Origin of the sequence: Niabella sp., from assembly GCF_030150205.1 — a bacterium.
In the GTDB taxonomy this organism is placed as follows: Bacteria; Bacteroidota; Bacteroidia; order Chitinophagales; family Chitinophagaceae; genus Niabella.
Map to the genome: position 1 here is coordinate 286010 of NZ_JASLGT010000008.1, position 20799 is coordinate 306808.

Genomic DNA, 20799 nt, shown 5'->3' on the forward strand with positions numbered 1-20799 from the left:
ATTTTTATTGTAAAAATAAAAACGATACCCCTTGCCCTTTTTAGTTGTTTATTAAGGCTTTTCCGCTGCAATTAAAATAAAAAGCGGCCGCCGGCCTTCGTCCTGCATTTCCGGATAGTGTTGCAATAGTTCCGGTGCGGGCTGCGGCTCAGCAACCTGCCGGATCCTGAACCCGGTCTCCAGCAACGTATTCACCCAGGTGGCCATGGTGCGGTGATATTTGACAACTTCGTGATCCAGGAAACGGGTTACTCTGCGGCCTTCTTCCTGGTAATGATCTACCGGCCAGTGCAGGCGGTTTCCCGCCGCATCGTAAATCCAATCCTGCTCAGCCCTTGCTGTAAACACGGGGTGCTCCGCCGAAAAGACGAAACAGCCCCCGTTCGTTAACATATCAAAGATCTTTTTACACACAGCGCCATAATCCGCAATATAATGCAGCGCCAGGGAGCTGATGACCACATCGAAGGACCCCGGAGTAAAATCAACCGCTTCAACGGATTGTTGCAGATACCGGATCTGGGCATATCCTTTATAGCCGCGCGCCTGTTCCAGCATTTTTGCAGACAGGTCTACACCAGTTACTGCAACAGCGCCCTGTTCCGCGGCATAGCGGCAATGCCATCCATAGCCGCAGCCCAGGTCCAGTACCCGCTTACCTTGCAGATCCGGCAGCATCGCACGCAACACCGGCCACTCTCCTGCCGCGCTCAATCCTTCCTGCGAACGGGGCATGCGACTATAACTTTCAAAAAATGCGGGATCATCATATTTATTTTGTTCCATGGCCGCAAAATTACCAATCTCTTTTTTTAATTACAGTTCTGAAAAAACCATTGGCCTTATTTCCGGAAGGGGTCCCGTATTTATTGTAAAAGACCGATCCGAAGGAAATATAGCCATACAGACTGTCCCCGATGGAATAGGTAGCTTTATCCAACACCAGTTTTTGCCATAGCGGAATATTACGGGGCTCCGGCTCCCGATAGTCTATAACATCATCATAATAATAAGGCATAGAAAGGAACCTGGCCCCGGATTGATAAATAAAAAACCCTTCCCCGCCCAGTCCGTACCATGCCCCTATTTGAATCCGCAGGGTGTCATCTTCCAAATATGCCTGGCAATTACTATTCGCTCCTATATTATTTTGAAAATAATGTTCCTTCCCCTCAAAATAGTTGCGTACGGTAATATAGTGGTCTATTTTGGATGAACGTCTTGCCGGAAGGGAGCGATCGTCCTTCTCTTTAAAGGGATTTAAATGAGGCTCCTCATTTCTATTCATCCATTGATAGGCCGTATCCGCTGAAAGATACGGATCCACCTCAAAAACGTTCCAGTAACGATCATCCCTGTCGGAAGCTGCAAACCGGTGCAGATTACGTGTATCGTGCCTGAATACACTGTCTACCATCCTTTCCATCCGGCCATGCGGCAATTGAAGGAACGCATTTTTAGCCGGTTTTGACCGGCACCCGATCAAAGCCCCGTCAATAACAGAATAAGGTATCCCGTACGCATTGCAATGGTATTTCATTGGGAGATGCGCTGATCGTTAAATTACATAAAAAAAGAGCGGCTTTGCAGCCGCTCCTGAAACTTATAAAGATTTAAAATTTATAGATCTGGTTATTCTTCTTCGTCGAAGGACATCGCTTCTCTTGCAGTTTGCAACAGTTCGTATTCTTCTTTGCTTCCTACGATCATGTTTTCAAACTCACGCAAGCCGGTACCCGCAGGGATGTGGTGACCGGTGATCACGTTCTCTTTCAGACCAAGCATTTCATCCGCTTTGCCATGGATGGCTGCAGAAGACAGTACCTTGGTGGTTTCCTGGAAGGAAGCCGCCGAGATCCAGCTTTGTACACCCAGCGAAGCCTTGGTGATCCCCAACAATGTGGGGGCCGAAGTAGCCGGCTGTGCATCGCGGTATTCCACCGTTTTCTTGTCGTTACGACGCAGTACAGAATTTTCTTCGCGCAGCTCCCGCAGGCTGATGATCTGGCCGGCACGCAGCTTGCCCGAATCACCCGGATCAGTAACTACTTTCTTCTCGTATACAAAGTCATTCTCATCTACAAATTCAAACTTATCTACCAGGTCATCTTCCAGGAAGCGGGTATCACCCGGATCCACGATGCTCACCTTACGCATCATCTGGCGAACGATCACCTCAATGTGCTTATCGTTGATACGTACCCCCTGTAAGCGGTATACCTCCTGGATCTCATTCACCACATACTGCTGTACTGCAAATGGTCCCTGGATGGAAAGGATATCCTGCGGAGAGATCTGTCCATCGCTTAACGGGCTGCCAGCTTTTACAAAGTCACCATCCTGAGCCAGGATCTGTCTTGTAAGCGGTACCAGGTATTTGCGGGTTACTCCATCTTTTGCTTCGATGATGATCTCGCGGTTACCGCGCTTAACAGCTCCCATAGAAACCACCCCGTCAATTTCAGATACAACAGCCGGACTGCTTGGGTTCCGTGCTTCAAACAGCTCGGTTACACGCGGCAGACCCCCGGTGATATCTTTCAATTTACCCAGGATACGCGGTATTTTAACCAGTACCCGGCCGGCTTTCACATCATCGCCATCATCCAGCATCAGGTGGCTACCGGTAGGTAAGTTATACGATTTATTTTCTTTACCTTCTACTACAATAGAAGGGATCTTTGTTTTATCACGGGTTTCAATAACCACTTTCTCACGGTGACCGGTTTGCTCATCCGCTTCTTCACGGTAGGTAACCCCTTCGATCACGTTTTCAAACTTCAGCACACCATCCACTTCCGCAATGATCACGTTGTTATACGGATCCCATGAGCAGATCGCATCTCCTTTGGAGATCTTCTGGCCATCTTTCACCAATAATGTAGATCCGTAAGGAATGTTATTGGTAATTAACAGGCGGTCATTTTTAGTGTCAATGATACGGGCTTCACCGGTACGGCCAATCACCACACGTACATCATCTCCTTCCGCATTGGTCGTAATAACAGAGCGCACACCGTCAAACTGAATGGTACCGTCAAACTTGGCGATTAAGGTAGATTCTACAGAAGCAGAACCAGCCACACCCCCCACGTGGAACGTACGCAGGGTTAACTGTGTACCCGGCTCACCGATGGACTGGGCTGCGATGATACCCACAGCATCACCTTTCTGAGCCAGGATACCGGATGCCAGGTTCTTACCATAGCATCTTACACAACAGCCGCGTTTGCTTTCGCAGGTCAGTACAGAACGGATCTCGATCGATTCAATACCTGCCGCTTCAATGTTACGTGCTTTTTCGGCAGAAATTTCAGTACCTGCTTCCAGCAACAGTTCGTCGGTTTGCGGATCATAAATATCATGCAAAGAAGTACGGCCTTCGATACGATCTGCCAATGGCTCAATCACATCTTCGTTATCCTTTAAGGCTGCGATGGAAATACCTCTTAATGTACCACAATCTTCTTCGGTAATTACCACATCCTGTGCTACGTCTACCAGACGACGGGTCAGGTAACCGGCATCCGCCGTTTTCAACGCCGTATCCGCAAGACCTTTACGCGCACCGTGCGTAGAGATGAAGTAATCCAATACATTCAGGCCGCCTTTAAAGTTGGAAAGGATCGGGTTCTCAATGATCTCAGATCCGGTAGACCCCGACTTTCTTGGCTTGGCCATCAATCCCCTGATACCTGCCAGCTGCTTGATCTGCTGCTTGCTACCACGGGCTCCGGAATCCAGCATCATGTATACGGAGTTGAACCCTTGTTTATCAGCGCTCAGTTCCCGGATCAGTGTTTCTGTAAGACGCGTATCCACACGGCTCCAGATATCAACGATCTGGTTGTAACGCTCGTTATTGGTGATCAATCCCATGTTATAGTTCTCCCACACTTCATCTACCTCGCCTTTTGCATTATCCAGTAATTCCTGTTTAATATCAGGAATGATCAGGTCATTAATGCTGAAGGATAAACCACCCTGGAACGCCGTACGGAATCCCAATTGTTTAATATCATCCAGGAACTTCGCTGTTTTTGGAACGTCGGTGATCTCGATGATTTCGCCGATGATCTCCCGCAGGTTCTTTTTGGTAAGCAAGGCATTGATAAACCCTACTTCTTCCGGTACATTCTGGTTGAAAATAACGCGACCAACTGTGGTTTCAATTAATTTCTTTTCCAGCTCACCGGTCTTTTCATTCCGCACAACACCTTTTACCTTGATCCATGCATGAAGGTCGATCTGCTTTTCGTTATACGCAATGATCACTTCTTCTGCAGAATAAAAGGCTTTCCCTTCACCACGAACCTTTTCGGTTTCTGTGGATTTTTTTCCTTTGGAAATATAGTATAATCCCAGTACCATGTCCTGTGAAGGCAGGGTAATTGGCGTACCGTTCTGCGGGTTCAGGATGTTATGAGAGGCCAGCATCAACAGCTGGGCTTCCAGGATCGCTGCATTGCTCAGGGGTACGTGTACCGCCATCTGGTCACCATCAAAGTCGGCGTTGAAGGCCGCGGTAACCAGCGGGTGCAATTGAATCGCCTTTCCTTCGATCAGCTTGGGCTGAAACGCCTGGATAGACAACCGGTGCAGCGTTGGGGCACGGTTTAACATTACCGGGTGCCCTTTTAATATATTTTCAAGGATATCCCAAACCACCGCTTCTTTTTTATCAACCAGTTTACGGGCCGATTTTACGGTTTTTACGATACCTCTTTCAATCAGTTTACGGATGATGAACGGTTTAAATAATTCTGCCGCCATATCTTTTGGCAAACCGCACTCATGCATTTTCATTTCCGGGCCTACCACAATTACCGAACGGCCGGAGTAGTCCACACGTTTACCCAACAGGTTCTGACGGAAACGTCCCTGCTTTCCTTTCAGCACATCGCTCAGTGATTTCAATGCACGTCCGCCTTCTGCTTTAACGGCATTGGATTTTCTTGAGTTATCAAACAGGGAGTCGATGGCTTCCTGCAGCATCCGCTTTTCATTTCGCAGGATCACTTCAGGTGCCTTGATCTCCATCAAACGTTTCAAACGGTTGTTCCGGATGATCACCCGGCGATACAGGTCGTTCAGATCCGAAGATGCAAAACGGCCGCCATCCAGGGGAACCAGCGGGCGCAGTTCCGGCGGAATTACCGGGATATACTGCATAATCATCCACTCCGGACGGTTGGTGATGCGTGTATTGGCATCACGGAAGGCTTCTACCACACTCAAGCGCTTTAAGGCGTCAGCCTTACGCTGCTGGGAGGTTTCGGTAGCCGCAGAGTTTCTTAAATCGAAAGATAACTGATCCAGGTCGATGCGCTGTAACAGGTCATGTACCGCTTCGGCACCCATCTTTGCAATAAATTTCTGCGGATCATCATCCGGCAGGTACTGGTTATCTTTCGGAAGGGTATCCAGGATATCCAGGTATTCTTCTTCTGTTAAAAGATCTCCGTAGTTCTGTCCTTTATCTTCACGTACACCCGCCTGAATTACCACGTAGCGTTCGTAGTAGATGATGGTCTCCAGTTTCTTGGAGCTCATACCCAGCAGGTAACCAATTTTATTGGGCAGGGATTTGAAGTACCAGATATGTACCACCGGTACCACCAGTTTGATATGCCCCATCCGCTCGCGACGTACTTTCTTCTCAGTAACCTCTACACCACAACGATCGCACACGATGCCTTTGTAACGGATGCGCTTGTATTTTCCACAGGCACATTCATAGTCCTTTACAGGACCAAATATTCTTTCGCAAAACAAACCATCACGCTCCGGTTTGTAAGTCCGGTAGTTAATAGTTTCCGGCTTTAATACCTCGCCATGACTTTTTTCCAGGATGGTATCCGGAGAAGCAAGACCGATGGTAATTTTTGAAAACGCTGCCTTTGGGCGATTGTCTTTTTTAGTAGCCATAATCTTATTGAAGATTTGAGATTTGTCCCGATAGCTATCGGGATGAGATTTGAGACCCTCAAAATCCTGATCTCTATTTTAATTCTGTTTTTTGCTTTGTTATTGATTCCGATCTGATGATTCATAGTGAAAGCCAACGGTGAATTTCACCATTGACTTTTCACTATTCACTGTCTTTATTCAAAAGTCAGGTCTAATCCCAAACCTCTTAATTCGTGTATCAATACATTAAAGGATTCCGGTACACCTGCTCTTGGAATATTGTCGCCTTTTACAATGCTCTCATAGGTTTTTGCACGGCCTATGATATCATCCGATTTAATGGTTAACAATTCCTGCAGGATGCTGGATGCTCCGTAGGCTTCCAGTGCCCAAACCTCCATCTCACCAAAACGCTGACCACCAAACTGGGCTTTACCACCCAGCGGCTGTTGTGTGATCAGGCTGTATGGCCCGATAGAACGTGCGTGCATCTTATCATCCACCATGTGGTGCAGTTTGATCATATAGATCACACCCACGGTTGCTTTCTGGTGGAAGCGCTCCCCGGTTTCACCATCGTACAGGAAGGTATGCCCGAACTTAGGAATGGTGGCATCTGCACAATATTTCTCAATCTCTTCCGGCTCAGCACCATCAAAGATCGGAGTGGCAAATTTCACACCCAGTTCCTTACCAGCCCATCCCAGTACGGTTTCGTAAATCTGTCCCAGGTTCATACGGCTTGGTACCCCTAATGGGTTCAGCACAATATCCACCGGACTTCCATCCTCAAGGAATGGCATGTCTTCCTGGCGAACGATCTTGGCAACGATCCCTTTGTTACCGTGGCGACCCGCCATTTTATCCCCTACTTTCAGCTTACGCTTAACAGCCAGGTATACTTTTGCCAGCTTTAACACACCCGCAGGTAATTCATCCCCGATGGAGATATTGAATTTCTCGCGTTTGTATCTTCCCAGTTCTTCGTTGAATTTGATATTATAATTGTGCAACAGGGTATTGATCTGATCGTTGATCTTTTCATCATTGGTCCAGCCCAACGGATTGATGTTGGCATAATCCAGTGAAGCCAGGTTCTTGGCATGGAACTTCGATCCTTTACCAATCACGATCTCGTCAAAGCTGTTCATTACACCGGTAGAAACCTGGTTTTCCAGAATGGTACCCAGTTTTTCCAGCAGTACGTTCAACAGGTCCTGTTCGTTCTTCTCATGTGCTTTATCCAGCTTCTCGATCGCTGCTTTTTCACGCACTTTCGCATTCTTATCTTTCTTCGCGCGCTGGAACAGTTTTTTACCAATCACCACACCTTCTACCCCGTTCGGAGCTTTCAAAGAAGCATCTTTTGCATCACCGGCTTTATCACCAAAGATGGCACGGAGCAGTTTTTCTTCCGGAGTCGGATCGCTTTCTCCTTTTGGAGTGATCTTACCGATCAGGATATCGCCTTCTTTTACCTGGGCACCGATACGGATGATACCGTTTTCATCGAGGTCCTTGGTGGCTTCTTCAGAAACGTTCGGAATATCGGAGGTCAGTTCTTCTTCTCCCAGTTTGGTATCCCGCACTTCCAGTTCATATTCGGAAATGTGAATGGAAGTAAACATATCTTCTTTTACCACGCGCTCGCTGATCACGATCGCATCCTCAAAGTTGTAACCCTTCCAGGGCATAAATGCCACTTTCAGGTTCTTACCCAGGGCCAGTTCCCCGTTCCGGGTAGCATAACCATTGGTCAGGAAGTCGCCTGTTTTTACCTTCTGTCCCTTCTTTACAGCCGGGTTCAGGTTCATACAGGTTTCGTGGTTGGTTTTAATGAACTTGGTTAATTTATATACTTTCAGATCTTCTTCAAAGCTCACCAGTTTCTCATTCACATCGCGATCATAGCGTACATGGATTTCGTTGGCATCTACAAATTCAACCACCCCGTTTCCTTCTGCGTGGATCTGGATCCTTGAGTCTCTTGCCGCCTTGCCTTCCAGGCCGGTACCAACGATGGGTTCGTCTGGACGCAGCAGCGGAACCGCCTGACGTTGCATGTTTGATCCCATCAGCGCACGGTTGGCATCATCATGCTCCAGGAACGGAATCAGGGAGGCGCTCAACCCTACGATCTGGTTGGGGGCCACATCCATATATTCTACCTCGCTCTTATCCAGGATCGGGAAGTCACCGGTTTCACGGCTTTCCACGCGCTCGTTCACAAAGTTACCCTGCTCATCCAGCTTGGCACTTGCCTGTGCGATCTTCGCCGTATCTTCTTCTTCTGCACTCAGCAATTCCAGCTCTTTCATGTTCACTTTACCGTTGATTACTTTCCGGTAAGGCGTTTCGATAAAGCCCATTTCATTGATCTTCGCGTGCACGCAAAGCGTGGAGATCAGACCGATGTTCGGACCTTCAGGTGTTTCAATGGTACAAAGACGGCCGTAGTGCGAGTAGTGTACGTCACGTACCTCAAACCCGGCACGCTCCCGGCTTAAACCGCCTGGCCCCAGTGCAGAAATACGACGTTTGTGCGTGATCTCTGATAAGGGGTTGGTCTGATCCAGGAACTGCGACAACTGCGAGGTTCCGAAGAACGAGTTGATCACGGAAGAAAGGGTACGCGCGTTGATCAGGTCAACCGGTGTAAACACCTCGTTGTCCCGTACGTTCATACGCTCACGGATGGTACGCGCCATACGCGCTAAACCAACACCGAATTGTGCATATAATTGCTCCCCTACGGTACGTACGCGACGGTTGCTCAGGTGATCGATATCATCGATCTCTGCCTTACCGTTGGTTAAACGTACCAGGTATTTAATAATTTCAATAATGTCTTCCTTGGTTAAGGTCTTCTGGGTAACCGGTGCATCGATATTCAGCTTGCGGTTGATCTTGTAACGGCCTACTTCACCCAGGTCATACCGTTTGTCGCTGAAGAACAGTTTATCAATGATACCACGGGCGGTTTCGTTATCCGGTGCATCTGCGCCTCTTAACTGGCGGTAGATGAACTGAACCGCTTCCAGCTCGCTGTTGGAAGTATCTTTATTTAAGGTATTATAGATAATGGCATAGTCACCACCTACGTCTTCACGCTGTACAAAGATGCTCTTTACATCCATGTCGGCGATAATGTCGATCGCTTCTTCATCCAGTACCACATCCCGCTCCATTACGATCTCATTCCGCTCGATGGAAACCACCTCACCGGTGTCTTCATCCACAAAATCCTCTACCCAGGTACGCAGTACACGTGCGGCCAGGCGTTTGCCCAGCTGCTGCTCCAGCGATTTGCGGTCGCCCGGTACTTCATCCGCCATACCAAACAGCTCCAGGATGTCCTTATCGGTTTCATAACCGATGGAACGCAGCAGGGTGGTAACAGGGAATTTTTTCTTCCGGTCGATATACGCATACATCACGTTATTGATGTCCGTAGCAAATTCCATCCAGGATCCTTTAAAAGGAATCACACGGGCAGAATAGATCTTTGTTCCGTTGGGATGTACAGACTGACCGAAGAATACGCCGGGAGAACGGTGCAGCTGTGAAACCACCACGCGTTCTGCTCCGTTGATCACAAAGGTACCGCGGGGCGTCATGTAGGGGATATTTCCCAAAAACACGTCCTGCACGATGGTTTGAAAATCTACGTGCTCTTCATCATTACAGCTCAGCCGCAATTTTGCCTTCAGGGGAACCGCATAGGTCAGGCCACGCTCCATACATTCATCGATCGAATAGCGGGGCGGATCGATAAAGTAGTCCAGGAACTCCAGTACAAAGATATTGCGGGTGTCAGTGATGGGGAAATTGTCCTTAAATACCCGGAACAGGCCCTCAATATTGCGTTTGTCTGGTGTGGTTTCTAATTGGAAAAACTCCTTAAAGGATTGAATCTGAACTTCCAAAAGATCGGGTGTTTCAGCTAAATGCTTGATCTTTCCGAAATTTACTCTTGAATTCACTTTTGTAGATGACATATGTTATAAACCCGGTTTTTTAATAATCGACTATATACAAAATAAAATCAGGATTACTTTTATTGCTAAAAGAAATCCATTGAAATTCAATTACATGAATCTATTTTGTTTAATCAAATTTTTATTGGCCAAAATAAAAGGAAGGCAAAGTTACGAAAAACTTTGAAAAGAAGAAAACTTCTCACAAGAATATTGCCAGAGGCTGACAAATCTAAAAATTTATTGGAAAAATTTGTGGAAAAGAAAAAGCAAGCCGTATAGAAGATAGCCGTAATATTTACCAGCAAATTTTATAAATAATTGACTATTAGCAGATTTACTCTCCGTTAATTACGCTGTATAGCTACAAAAAGGGATACCACAGGGATTACGGAAACTTCCGGTTGATCAGAAGTGCTCCTTTTGATACAAAAGCAGGCCCGGGACAATCATCCCGGACCTGCTCCATATTTCCAAAACGGCCATTGATCGCAGGCCATTCCGGTTATTTAAAACTGCCAAAACTGCAACAAGCTTTTTATTTCTGTAATCACTTTTACAATTCCCGAATCATAGTGATCACATGCTATTCAGATTGCTGACTCAAACAAATGCCGGCGAACCGGCCACCTGTTACTCTTTTACAGCCAGCGCCACTTTTGTAGCACTCTTTAAACCGGCTTTATCTACCTGTACCACACGTACCCGATAGTCGCCGTTATACTGGTCTATTTTTTCTTTGCTTTCTTTCCTGCAGGAAATGGTTGTGATACTCATTCCAGCAATTACCACCAGCATATAGAGCATTTTATTCCGTTTGTTGAATAATAATGCTATAAAGCCCAGAGCAAACATTGCTATGCCCATCAGGCTGCCTCTTGCATCCAGTTCTTTAGTAAAACTATATTCCAGGGCGCTATCTGAAGTACCGGCATTTGCCGCTTTGGTGAGCACTGTTCCAATTGTACGGAATGTGGTATCCGTATCCATTACCTGTATTTCAAAATAGTCATTATTGGTTTCGCTCACAGTTGCCCAGTTCACCACCAGGGCATTATTGACAACTTTAGCGTCGAAAGATTTAAAATTAACCGGTAATGGCGGCGTACTATAAGTTTTTACCTCCGCAAAATTATTGGCAGTATTGCCAGCCGGAGCCTGCGCCGGATCAGTAAATTGTCCCGCAACCCTTATGTCGCTTGCAGCCTGAGTTGCCGAAAATGTAACCGGAACTCCTGTAAACACGATTTTATATTTTGCCGCCGTGGGAAAATCATTCATGTGCGTTGCCGCTTTAGTCGTTCCTGTCCAGGTATAGACTTTCGATTGTCCGGCCTGCCCGTTATCTGATAGCACCCATGTAAACAGATCAGCACCTGTACCCGTTGGTGTTTTACCGGTAGGGTCCATTTTTGTAAAACTGAATGTTATGGTAGCCGCCCTGGCTCCGTTTGCCTGGAAATCGAAAGCAACCGTTGTATAAAAGTCATAGGTAATCGTTACGGTCCCCCCGGGGAATATAGCAGGTGCGGGAGTGATTACGCCGTTATTTAAAACAAAATCCTGAGCTGAAGCTATCCCCGAAATTGAAACAAACAGCGCAATATTCAGGATGGTCGTTAATAATTTTTTCATTTTCTCGTAAAATTTAAATTAATAGATTAGGGTTGGGGAATAAAAGAATAAGTAATATTTGTTGAAGAAGTATTATTTGCCGCATTGGAATCGCCTCCGGAACCGTTCTTAAGCAACACATTTAAAGTGCCCACCCCTGCAGTTGCCCCGGGATTTGCTTTTACTTTAAACATGAGCCGCAAATCAGAATCCTTCAAACTGGCATTGGTTGTAATCACATACGCATCCGGGTTACTGGTGGCGTCAACGGTGAACTGGCTATTCTGCAGCGTTTCTCCCGCTGCATTTTTTGTGCCGGTCTGATCAAATGTTGCGTCCCCAAAAATGCTCAGCTTATCCACGTAGATCGTAATCGGGCCAACAGATGCCACATTTGCAATTTCGTACAATTCCACAGTAACTTCCACATCGCTTGCTCCAATGATATTTACTGGATTCAGCTTAACGCGCGGTACTAAATCTGTAGCAGCAGCTACTGCAACATATACGGTAGCATTTGCGGTAGCACCGGCACTGTTCTTTGTTTCATATGTATACTGCGCGGTACCCGTGTACCCAGCAGCCGGGGTATATACAAATTTTCCGTCGCTGCCCAGTACAAATTTACCCTGCGTATCCTCTAATGTATACGCGGTTACTGTTTGTGGCAACCCTGCCGGATCAACATCATTATCTTTTACATTAACGGTTCCGTTAACCTCCGTACCAACGTCCGTCATGGTAAAATCATCTGCTGCGCTGGTAGCACTTGCGTCTGCGGGCACGGCGTCGATGATAATATAGGCAAACCCTGTTTTATTGCTGGGAGTTTCCTGCGTTTTATATACAACGGTATCTCTTCCAACAAATCCTGCATCCGGAGTATACTTTATTACATTAGGCGCTGCAAAAGCCGCTGTTCCATGTAAGCCCTGTTTGTCAACGTCAGGGTTCCCTAATCCTCCGTTTTTATTACCCGCATGGTCATTGAACAATACATTTACGATAACGGGTGCCCCCACCTTTGTAATCGCAATGTCGGTATTCACTATGGGCGGATTCGAGTTATCTGTTTTTGTTGGATCTGTTACTGTAATGGTAAGGTTTTCCAACCTGCAGTTATTGGCACCGCTGCACACCTTCACATTATAACTGTATACACCCGGAGCTGTAGCTGTAAAGGTATAGGTTCCAACTGCGCCATTCCAATTTGAGAATGTTCCTGTGCCTGGTGTAGCCTGACCGTTTGCACCAACTCCTGCTACCGGGTTGGCATATGTTGTACCTGTAGGCACCACATCGTTTGTTTTTACATTACCATTCACCGGCTTATTGATGGTTGTATAGTTAATATCCGGATTTGTTTTGAAAATAGAACAACCTATACCTGTAGCCTCGGAAGCAGAAAGATAACGGGTATCCACTGTTGCATAAAACACATCGATATCCTTATCGCCTATAACATTTGCGCCCACAATGTTTGTAGTGGATATCCTTATTTCATTATATGGCAGGGTTGTTTTAATCCCTACATTATACATGCCGGTTCTTGAACCAATTATGGGCAGTGTAATCAGATCAAGGCCTAACAACTGCCCTGCTGTTCCTTCCTCTGCAAGAACTCCGTTATAAAATGTTTCGATTTTCAGATATTTTAAAAGATCCAAACCAACTAAGGTTGCATTATTCGTCCGGATCAGGAACCCGGCAATGGTACCTTTAGTGAATGTATTGGCCGGCACCTGTACGGAAATAGCAGCATTGGCAATTACCCCGGCAGTAATAAACATTTTTGCCGGAGTGGCCGCATTGGGTGTTACCACGCTATTAATGTTATTGATATTGCAACTGGCGCAAATAGCTCCCGAAACTCCGGACCTTTCGTTATTAATAACGGCACCGAATCCTGTAGATGAATTGGTAATAATGTTTGTTGCATTACATTCAAGTACACCGCTACAGTTCTTCTGCACTTTAATTCCATAAATACTTACGTCGCCTAAAGTGGCTCCCACAGGCTGGTTAAATTCCAGCACCACCTCATCAAAACTGGTGTTTGCCACAATTCCCATATACTGCCGGGTTTTACTGCCGGACCCACTGAGCAAGGTGGATTTTGTACCCACCAGTAAAGCACTTCCGGTACTGGATTGTTTTTCCTGGCCGTTCAGGTAAAGTCTTACTTTAGCTGTAGCCAGCACATTTGCATAGAGCAGCGACTCGGTTTCCACATCAAATGCCACATAAGTACCGGCAACATATGGTTGCAGGGCTTTTTTTACGGACACATGAGGAGTGGAAAGTACGCTTACACTGGCCGGAGCTTTGATTACAGCCGCGGTGTTGGGATCGCCATCGATAAGTTTATCCAGGTCTGTGATATTGTTGTTCACCGCAACGGCTCCGGAAACCCCGGTGTTGGCCATATTTATATAAACAGGATCCGTCCCTTTGGAATTCAATTCGGTTAACGTATTACAAACAAGCGCGGGACTTTCGCAGAACCGCTTTACAACAGCAGCGTAAATCGACGTGGTTCCTAAGTTTACATTTAATGGTTGTGTAATCGTATAACGTATTTCATTAAAACTCATTGTAGTTGCAAAACCAATTGTGGACCGGCCGTTGCTAGACAACAATGGAGCAGAAAGAAGCAACCCGCTACCTGATTTGGTTTCACGAAGTTGCCCATTTAAATAGGTAGAGATGGTAGAATTAGAAAGCAATCCAAGTCCTAACAGCGATCCGTTTGAAACTTCGAACCCTGCGAAATACCCGGCGGGATGAAAGAGTACAGCAGGATCACCGGCTTCTTTCACTGATAGAAATGCCGTAGATAAAGCACCTACGGGAAGCGTGATGGTTGCTGCATTGGCAGTGCTGGCATCCACTACGTTATCAACATTGGAAAAAATACCCCCCAGCAGACTCACTGTAGCAATACCAGTTGTTCCGGTAGTAACAGTAACCGGGTAAGCACTTTGAACCAATGAAGTAGTTGTATTACAGGGAGGAGCAGTAAGTGCTGCTGTCTGAGGTTTTAGAATCTGTGCATAATATACGCTTCGTGAGCCGGCAACCCCAACCACTGTAAAAGAGATCCGCACTCTGTCAAAACTTTTAGTAGTTACAAAACCTACTTTACCCCGGTCATTACCGAGCAATGAAACAGACAAAATACCATTTGGAGCATCATAGGTTTCCTGGAGCGAGTTGCCTCCATTTCCTAAAAAGGTTTCAATCTTTATGGAACTGTTGAGATCCAGTAATGCCCCCGATCCTATTACAAAACCGGCATATGAACCTGCGGGGAACACTTGTGCGCCTGTAGCAGAATTATCCTTCACCTCGATCCATTCTGTTGAACCCAATGTAGCCAGGTAGCTCCAGGTAGCAGCATTAGTTAAATCATTGTCAATGATATTGTTTCTTGTAGCAGAAAATCCTCCCGCACTACTGGCTACGCTAATATTAGTAAAACCGTTAGGACCATTGTTTACAAGGGCGGTGTCCATGTTTTGAGGAGCCTTTGAGGCCTGCGCATAGACTCGATAGCTACTTAGCATAGCAACACAGGAAATTAATACGCATAAAGCAGCCTTTTTCAGGGCAATTCCAAGAGGTTGATTGGTTCTCATAATAGATATATTTTATACTCCCGGGCACAACACAGACCGGGCATTTTTAAATACAAAAACACCATTGTTTACCAGGAGTCCCATGCCGCACACATCACCTCACCAGGTGACAATATGATCACTTGCCTGATACAGCACATTAAATGGCAGCCCTGGTAACAGGACATCGCCGTAAATTTTATATGTCGATACTATGTATTCACGTCAGCCGGTTTTGAGCAATCCAAAAAACACAGCGCTTTGGTGCAACACATTCACAAAACCAATGAAGAATAACATTACTAAAGGGCCTTCTTCATTTAAGCTATTACAGTGTGGAAATTGTAGTTTTTTAATAGTTAAAGTAGGTTTACAATGCAATAGCTGGTAGTAAAGATAGTCTTCCAAAACACAATAAACCAAATTTTAGTTATTTTTTTTTTGTGAAGTCCTTTTTTGGTATATTTAAGCAACACCATTCGTTTCACCAAGCTAAAATGTTAATCTATGAAAGCGTACTTACGATTTTCAAAAAAAGAATTGACCGGCCTGCTGCTGCTCATCATCATTATGCTGTTTTTTGCCATCCAGCCTTTCATTCAAATCAATGCAGACAAAAAGCCGCTGGATGCCGCAACCGGCGCGGCTTTCAGCAAAATTGTCACTACGTCTGAAGTCACTGAAAACAACGACAAATCAGCTACGGATCTGTTACCTGCAGCAGCCCGCACTTATAGAAAAAGCGCCTATACTTCTTTAACCAAAGGCACGCTTTTTAACTTCGATCCCAACACACTGGATGCAGCAGGCTGGTTGCAGCTGGGTTTGCGGGAACGAACGGTACAAACCATCCTGCGTTACCGGAACAAGGGCGGACGCTTCCGGAAACCGGAAGATCTGCAAAAGATCTATGGCCTGCACAAGGATGCATTTGAACGGCTGCACCCTTATATAACCATTGCTTCGCCATCTTATCAAACAGCCTATCCCCCACCCCCCGCTGCAGCTGCGGGCAAAACGGTTCCCCGTTCAACACTGCAACCGGTGAACATTAATACGGCCGATACTACTGCCTTTAAGGCTTTTTATGGTATTGGCAGCAGACTGGCTGCAAGGATCGTTAACTACCGGGAAAAACTGGGCGGCTTTTATAGTATTCGCCAGGTGGGCGAAACCTATGGCGTGCCGGATTCTGTATTTGAGCACATAAAGCCTTTTCTATTGTTAGGCAACCCGGATCTCCGGCAATTAAATATTAATACAGCATCCTATGAGGCATTGAATGCGCATCCGTACATCAGCAGCAAACTGGCCTACCTCATCGTTAAACAACGGAAATCCGCACCGTTTGCTTCTATAGACGATCTACAGGCCCTGGTGATACAAACCAATGATGTGTTTGAAAAGCTGAAGCCTTATATTCTAATAGAAGTCACAGAAACACAGAGACGCTGAATACTGTTTATTTCCGTTTCCTGCAACATCAAAACATTCTGTGCTTCTGTGGTTCTGCGGCATCACTAAAAAAATACAATTATGAAAAACGAGAACTTCACTGCCGAAAACTATCCCCTTCAACAAGAAACCGAACTATCATAAAATATCGCATCGAAATCCATAAGATACCTGGAGCCGGCTTTCTTGAGATCGTTTATAAAGATGCTTTTGAGTACGAACTCAGAAAAACAATATTGGGTATGATCGGGAAAAAACATATAGAATACCGTACAAAGACATTGTTTTACCACATCAGTTTCATGCCGACTTTGTCGTTTTCGAAAGGGCAATCCTGAAATTAAGGCAAAGGAAGAGGCATAGCGGAAGAAGACCTGGCACAAACTATAAATGATCTTAAGTGCTCCGGATGTAAGGCAGGGCTGATCCTCAACTTTGGGAAACTGAGGTTGCAGATCAGGAGGGTCATTTTTTAATTGAAGCTGCTGAGGCTCTGAAACACGGAAGGTTTGAAGACAGCCCCCGCAGCGGATAACGATATGAAAAAAAACCAGTGCTTCGGTGTTTCTGCAGCACCTTCTTCAAAAAAAAAGTCCTGTAAGATCCGGAGACCTTACAGGACAAATATGCTTTACAAAAGAATTAAGCTACTTCTACTTCAGCACCTGCTTCTTTCAGCTTAGCTGCGATGTCTTCAGCTTCTGCTTTAGAAACACCTTCTTTTACTGGTTTCGGAGCTCCGTCTACCAGTTCTTTTGCTTCTTTCAGACCTAAACCAGTCAGATCTTTAACGATCTTAACAACGTTTAATTTAGAAGCACCAGCGTTTTTCAGGATCACGTCAAATGCTGTTTTTTCTTCAGCAGCTGCCGCACCACCTTCACCACCGCCAGCTACTACTACTGCAGCTGCAGCAGGCTCGATGCCGTATTCAGTCTTTAAAAAATCTGCTAATTCCTGTACTTCTTTTACAGTTAAACCTACCAGGCTTTCTGCTAATGTTTTGATATCTGCCATTTTGCTTTAATTTTTACCGTCTTCATTCCCGTTAGAGGGTCCGACGGCGGGTTTAAAAAAATTGTTTGTTTATTAAATATAGATCGGAACTATATAAAAATTACTCAGCCGCCGGAGTTGCATCAGCTGCAGGAGCCGCTGCTTCAGGAGTTGCTGCGCTTTCTGCTGCCGGAGCTTCTGTTGCTGCCGCGGCTGCTTCACCTTCGGGTCTGTTCTGCAACGCACCAATCACACGCTGGATCGGAGACAGTAACAGGCCGATCACTTCACCGATCAGTTCATTCTTCGTTTTGATCTTAACCAGGGCAGCCAGTTGGTTGTCGCCGGTATACAGATCTCCGTTAATGAACGCCAGCTTCAGTTCGGGTTTTTCCTTTTTTGCTTCGCTGCGGAAAGAGCTCAGGATTACAGCGGGCTCTTTAGGATTTTCAGAAAACATCAGGGCCGTTACTTTATGCAGCGAATCATACACACCTGCATATTTTTCTGCATCCAGTCCTTCCAGGGCTTTCCGGATCAGGGTGTTCTTGGCCACTTTCATTTCCACGTTCTTATCGAAACATGCGCGGCGCAATTTGCCTACCTGTTCTACAGTAAGCGACTCGGTATCTGTTATATAAAAGTTGCTGTACTGAGAGAATTTCCCCTTCAATACCTCAATTACTTCATTTTTTTGTTCTTTAGTCATTTTATTGCGGTTTGACTGTTTTAAAATTTAAACCGGTGATGCCGGGGTGATTACTGTACAAAAGATTTTGTATCCAAAGCAATTCCGGGGCCCATAGAGCTGGCCATCGAAATTCCTTTTAAATAAGTACCTTTTGCGGTAGTGGGTTTTGCCTTAATGATGGCATTTAAAAACTCCTGGCCATTTTCAGCAATCTTCTCAGGGCTGAAACTTACACGACCGATGGAGGCATGAATGATACCGGCTTTATCTACTTTAAAAGCGATCTTACCACCTTTTACCTCGTTAACAGCAGCAGCCACATCGTTGGTTACTGTACCTGTTTTAGGGTTCGGCATCAGGTTACGGGGTCCCAGGATCTTACCCAGCTTACCGATCTTCGGCATAACCGCAGGCGTAGCAATGACTACATCTACATCTGTCCAGCCACCTTCAATTTTCTGAACGAACTCGTCCAAACCTACATAATCAGCGCCGGCGCTGTTTGCATCGGCTTCTTTATCGGGCGTACAAAGTACCAGTACGCGTTTTGTTTTACCAGTTCCGTGGGGTAAGGTTACCGTACCACGAATTGCCTGATCGGCTTTTTTAGGATCTACACCCAAACGTACGTGCAGATCAACAGAAGCGTCGAACTTTGCAACGCTTGTATCTTTTACCATTGCAGAAGCCTCTTTCAGGGTGTACGCTTTGTTAGCGTCTACCTTTGCATTTGCAACTTTTCTTTTTTTACTAATGAATGCCATTTGTCAATTCTTTTTAGGCCTGCCAGCCGGCAGGCGGGTTCGTAAAATGGATTAATTTTCCCACGGGGCTTTTCCTTCAACATTCAGTCCCATGCTGCGCGCAGTACCGGCTACCATTTTCATAGCAGAATCAACGGTAAAGCAGTTCAGGTCGGGCATTTTGTCTTTGGCAATTGCCTCTACCTGCTCCCAGGTAACCTTGCCCACTTTGGCGCGGTTGCTTTCTTTAGAACCCTTCTGAATTTTAGCGGCTTCCATCAGCTGAATGGCTGCGGGAGGCGTTTTGATTACAAATTCAAAACTTTTGTCGCTGTAAACGGTGATTAATACGGGAAGTACTTTTCCCATTTTGTCTTGTGTGCGGGCGTTGAATTGTTTGCAGAATTCCATGATGTTTACACCTTTGGAACCTAACGCCGGCCCAATGGGAGGTGCAGGATTGGCCTGACCGCCCTTACACTGTAGCTTTACAAAGCCAGAGATTTCTTTTGCCATTTTATTCGATTTATTGGTTCAAACGTTCCGGCAATCACCGGAACTCCCAAATTCCTCCGTCCTGTTTTACTCCGGCATGTACCGGCACAGGAACTATAAAAGAACTAATTGGGGGTGCAAAGGTAGCATTTTTACCACCTGGATGCATATTATTTATAATAAAAAATAACCACCCTGTCGTTATTGTATCTAAGATGCTGGTTTTCATAGCAAACAACTATTGCGTAGCTTCCATTATATTCATTCAAAAGTCATTTTTTCCGACCGGAATGCCCCTTCGGCCACTCAGGGTGCTACCTTCAACAGTATTTTTCGATCCAGGAACCAAAGCCTTCCCCTCCCACCCGTTCCCAGGAAAATATCCGGGTTGCCCACGTAATCCGGTTTGCTAAACTGCAGTTCTGCCTGTTGTGCACTGTCGAGCCAGGAAAAGCCGAACTGTTCCTTTCGATAATTCCCTTTGGGAAATCCGGCTTCCATATATACATTCAGGATATCCCCATAGATTTTTTCATTATAATAAAGAATAGCCTCCAGCCCACGCATATCCTGGCCATTCCATTGAAAGGTAACGCCTGTGGGCGGATATGCTTTCAGGTCAATTAACCGGCCCAGCGTTTCCCGGTCTTCAGAAATCGCCAGCCCCGTTTGTAGCTGCAAGGATTGAACAGCGGGCTGAGCAGCCGGGGGCTGCTGCCGGTTCTGACAGGCCAGTACCGGAAATAGTATGCATCCATATATAAGGAGTCGTTTCATAAAAATCAGATCAGGGTCATTAATCTTGGTATAAAGATCAGCAATCCTATTATCAAAGCGCCTGCTGCTACCAGGAGCACGGCTGCTGCCGAAACATCTTTGATATATTGAACCCGGGCATCTTTTTCAGGCTGCACCAGGTCGCAGATCCTTTCGATGGCCGTATTGATCAGCTCCGCGCCGGTTACGGCAATAATACAAAGCACGATCAGCGCCCATTCATACCCGGTTACCCTGAAAAGACAGGCGAGTAGAATTGCCAGTAGTGCGGCAATGGTATGTACCCGGAAATTTTGTTCGGTTTTGAAAGCCGCCTTTAACCCGCGGGCTGCATAACCAAAACTCCGGAATAATTTTTTAAAGGAAAGAAGGCCACGCATGCCCAAAACTACGATAAAAGCCTAAAAGCAGGTGTATTGCCACTGAAGCGCTGAAACACAGCACATCACGCTTCTTTATTTCAGCACCTCCCTACCAATTCAGTGTTTCTGAGGCCCGGTATTTCCCGCCCCGACGCAAAGGAG

At 46.0% G+C, this 20799-nt stretch carries 14 protein-coding genes; 2 read left to right on the top strand and 12 right to left on the bottom strand.

Annotated elements, in window-relative coordinates; translation table 11 throughout:
• Window positions 1-51: 51 nt before the first annotated feature.
• The 6 genes from Q1V85_RS05950 to Q1V85_RS05975 all read right to left on the bottom strand — a co-directional run bounded on the left by Q1V85_RS05950 (window position 52) and on the right by Q1V85_RS05975 (window position 15139).
• On the bottom strand, window positions 52-786 hold the full coding sequence (locus Q1V85_RS05950; RefSeq protein ID WP_300598368.1) for a class I SAM-dependent methyltransferase: 735 nt from the start codon (window positions 784-786) through the stop codon (window positions 52-54).
• Between the two features lie 10 nt (window positions 787-796).
• Entirely contained in the window at window positions 797-1540 is a 744-nt protein-coding gene (locus Q1V85_RS05955) for a hypothetical protein (protein WP_300598369.1), read from the bottom strand.
• Window positions 1541-1632: 92 nt separating this feature from the next.
• Window positions 1633-5928, bottom strand: a complete 4296-nt coding sequence (rpoC, locus tag Q1V85_RS05960) for a DNA-directed RNA polymerase subunit beta' (protein WP_300598370.1) — start codon at window positions 5926-5928, stop codon at window positions 1633-1635.
• A 176-nt stretch (window positions 5929-6104) separates the two neighbouring features.
• Window positions 6105-9908, bottom strand: coding sequence for a DNA-directed RNA polymerase subunit beta (gene rpoB / locus Q1V85_RS05965; RefSeq protein WP_300598371.1), 3804 nt, complete (start codon window positions 9906-9908; stop codon window positions 6105-6107).
• 612 nt (window positions 9909-10520) lie between these two features.
• Complete coding sequence (locus Q1V85_RS05970) at window positions 10521-11522, bottom strand: hypothetical protein (protein WP_300598372.1); 1002 nt, start codon at window positions 11520-11522, stop codon at window positions 10521-10523.
• A gap of 26 nt (window positions 11523-11548) precedes the next feature.
• Window positions 11549-15139, bottom strand: a complete 3591-nt coding sequence (locus Q1V85_RS05975; protein ID WP_300598373.1) for an Ig-like domain-containing protein — start codon at window positions 15137-15139, stop codon at window positions 11549-11551.
• A gap of 486 nt (window positions 15140-15625) precedes the next feature.
• On the opposite strand from Q1V85_RS05975, the gene Q1V85_RS05980 reads away from it, so the two are divergent.
• Window positions 15626-16573, top strand: coding sequence for a helix-hairpin-helix domain-containing protein (locus Q1V85_RS05980; RefSeq protein ID WP_300598374.1), 948 nt, complete (start codon window positions 15626-15628; stop codon window positions 16571-16573).
• A gap of 191 nt (window positions 16574-16764) precedes the next feature.
• Complete coding sequence (locus tag Q1V85_RS25170) at window positions 16765-16911, top strand: hypothetical protein (protein WP_366914006.1); 147 nt, start codon at window positions 16765-16767, stop codon at window positions 16909-16911.
• 304 nt (window positions 16912-17215) lie between these two features.
• Here Q1V85_RS25170 and rplL read toward each other — a convergent pair whose 3' ends face one another.
• The 6 genes from rplL to Q1V85_RS06010 form a co-directional block, all read right to left on the bottom strand.
• Window positions 17216-17590, bottom strand: coding sequence for a 50S ribosomal protein L7/L12 (gene rplL, locus Q1V85_RS05985; RefSeq protein ID WP_235553661.1), 375 nt, complete (start codon window positions 17588-17590; stop codon window positions 17216-17218).
• A gap of 100 nt (window positions 17591-17690) precedes the next feature.
• On the bottom strand, window positions 17691-18278 hold the full coding sequence (gene rplJ, locus Q1V85_RS05990) for a 50S ribosomal protein L10 (protein ID WP_300598375.1): 588 nt from the start codon (window positions 18276-18278) through the stop codon (window positions 17691-17693).
• Window positions 18279-18328: 50 nt separating this feature from the next.
• The gene (gene rplA, locus Q1V85_RS05995; protein ID WP_300598376.1) at window positions 18329-19024 is read right to left on the bottom strand and encodes a 50S ribosomal protein L1; all 696 of its coding nucleotides are present in this window, start codon (window positions 19022-19024) and stop codon (window positions 18329-18331) included.
• Between the two features lie 51 nt (window positions 19025-19075).
• Window positions 19076-19519: a 50S ribosomal protein L11 gene (gene rplK / locus Q1V85_RS06000; RefSeq protein ID WP_231004469.1), complete on the bottom strand. Its 444-nt coding sequence runs from the start codon at window positions 19517-19519 to the stop codon at window positions 19076-19078.
• Between the two features lie 285 nt (window positions 19520-19804).
• Window positions 19805-20275 carry a hypothetical protein gene (locus Q1V85_RS06005; RefSeq protein ID WP_300598378.1) on the bottom strand — a complete coding sequence of 157 codons (471 nt, stop codon included), beginning with the start codon at window positions 20273-20275 and terminating at the stop codon, window positions 19805-19807.
• A gap of 5 nt (window positions 20276-20280) precedes the next feature.
• Window positions 20281-20655 carry a diacylglycerol kinase family protein gene (locus Q1V85_RS06010; protein WP_300598379.1) on the bottom strand — a complete coding sequence of 125 codons (375 nt, stop codon included), beginning with the start codon at window positions 20653-20655 and terminating at the stop codon, window positions 20281-20283.
• Window positions 20656-20799: the final 144 nt, after the last annotated feature.

Bases quoted from the DNA above. Each gene is read 5' to 3' on its own strand.
- Q1V85_RS05980 (WP_300598374.1), top strand. From the start codon at position 15,626: ATGAAAGCGTACTTACGATTTTCAAAAAAAGAATTGACCGGCCTGCTG.
- Q1V85_RS05975 (WP_300598373.1), bottom strand. From the start codon at position 15,139: ATGAGAACCAATCAACCTCTTGGAATTGCCCTGAAAAAGGCTGCTTTA.
- rplA (WP_300598376.1), bottom strand. From the start codon at position 19,024: ATGGCATTCATTAGTAAAAAAAGAAAAGTTGCAAATGCAAAGGTAGAC.
- Q1V85_RS05955 (WP_300598369.1), bottom strand. From the start codon at position 1,540: ATGAAATACCATTGCAATGCGTACGGGATACCTTATTCTGTTATTGAC.
- rplL (WP_235553661.1), bottom strand. From the start codon at position 17,590: ATGGCAGATATCAAAACATTAGCAGAAAGCCTGGTAGGTTTAACTGTA.
- Q1V85_RS06005 (WP_300598378.1), bottom strand. From the start codon at position 20,275: ATGAAACGACTCCTTATATATGGATGCATACTATTTCCGGTACTGGCC.
- Q1V85_RS06010 (WP_300598379.1), bottom strand. From the start codon at position 20,655: ATGCGTGGCCTTCTTTCCTTTAAAAAATTATTCCGGAGTTTTGGTTAT.
- rpoB (WP_300598371.1), bottom strand. From the start codon at position 9,908: ATGTCATCTACAAAAGTGAATTCAAGAGTAAATTTCGGAAAGATCAAG.
- rpoC (WP_300598370.1), bottom strand. From the start codon at position 5,928: ATGGCTACTAAAAAAGACAATCGCCCAAAGGCAGCGTTTTCAAAAATT.
- rplJ (WP_300598375.1), bottom strand. From the start codon at position 18,278: ATGACTAAAGAACAAAAAAATGAAGTAATTGAGGTATTGAAGGGGAAA.
- Q1V85_RS05970 (WP_300598372.1), bottom strand. From the start codon at position 11,522: ATGAAAAAATTATTAACGACCATCCTGAATATTGCGCTGTTTGTTTCA.
- Q1V85_RS05950 (WP_300598368.1), bottom strand. From the start codon at position 786: ATGGAACAAAATAAATATGATGATCCCGCATTTTTTGAAAGTTATAGT.
- rplK (WP_231004469.1), bottom strand. From the start codon at position 19,519: ATGGCAAAAGAAATCTCTGGCTTTGTAAAGCTACAGTGTAAGGGCGGT.